Genomic DNA, 655 nt, shown 5'->3' on the forward strand with positions numbered 1-655 from the left:
AGGGAGGCGCTGGCGCTGCCGCCGAGGCTCATGTTCGCCACGGCGGGCTTGACGGCGTTTTTGGTGACCCAGTCGACGCCGGCGATGATGGCGGAGTAGGAGCCGGAGCCGTTGCAGTCCAGCACCCGCACCGACACGATCTTCGCCTGCTTCGCCACACCGTAGGTGGTGCCGGCGACGGTGCCGGCGACGTGGGTGCCGTGTCCCTGGCAGTCCGACGCGTCGGTGTCCTTGTCGATGAAGTCGTAGCCGGACTTCGCGCGGCCGCCGAATTCGGTGTGGGTGAGGCGTACCCCGGTGTCGAGGATGTAGGCGGTCACGTTCGCCGCCGCCGACGGGGACACGTAGGTGCCGGCCAGCGGCAGGGCACGCTGGTCGACGCGGTCCAGGCCCCACGTCGCACCCGACTGGGTGTCGGTGGCGGCGACGGTGCGGTCCTGCTCCACCGACGCCACGGCGGGGTTGGCGGCGAGGCGTTTGGCGGCTTTTTCGGAGAGGGCGACGGTGAAGCCGTTGACGGCGGTGCCGTATTCGGCGGTGACGGTGCCGTTGTACCGGGCGGCGAGGTCGTGGCCGGCGCCGGTCTTGACCCCGTCGCGGAGGACGACGATGTACCGGTCCTTGATCGCGTTGGTGGCGTTGGCCGCGACGATGG

At 70.5% G+C, this 655-nt stretch carries 1 protein-coding gene; it reads right to left on the minus strand.

Annotation, left to right across the window (positions count from 1 at the left end; genetic code table 11):
* On the minus strand, positions 1 to 655 hold a 655-nt coding region (locus tag Vau01_RS63065; protein ID WP_239153169.1), incomplete at both ends, for a S8 family serine peptidase.

It is taken from the genome of Virgisporangium aurantiacum, assembly GCF_016863635.1.
GTDB lineage: Bacteria > Actinomycetota > Actinomycetes > Mycobacteriales > Micromonosporaceae > Virgisporangium > Virgisporangium aurantiacum.